The sequence below is a fragment of the Pseudomonas sp. SIMBA_067 genome (genome assembly GCF_046534675.1).
Lineage (GTDB): Bacteria > Pseudomonadota > Gammaproteobacteria > Pseudomonadales > Pseudomonadaceae > Aquipseudomonas > Aquipseudomonas putida.
The window spans coordinates 1-239 of the sequence record NZ_JAWRYH010001252.1; the positions used below are offsets into that span (position 1 = coordinate 1).

General features: G+C 60.7%; 1 protein-coding gene. It reads left to right on the plus strand.

What is annotated here, in order from left to right; translation table 11 throughout:
- Positions 1–239 (plus strand): SulP family inorganic anion transporter (locus SB765_RS33310; protein WP_410932994.1); only part of this gene is annotated, 239 nt, incomplete at both ends.

Consider the following 239-nt stretch of genomic DNA (forward strand, 5'->3'; position numbering starts at 1 on the left):
GCCGGGGCGTTCTGTGTAATTGCCGGGCTGCTGCGCCTGGGCTTCATCACCGAGTTGCTGTCCAAGCCGATCCGCTATGGGTACATGAACGGAATCGCCCTCACGGTGTTGATCAGCCAACTGCCCAAGCTGTTCGGCCTGTCGGTGGACAGCCAAGGACCGCTGCGAGATATCTGGAACCTGATTCAGGCCTTGCTTGCCGGCCAAGGGCATTGGCCAAGCTTCATGGTCGGTGGTGG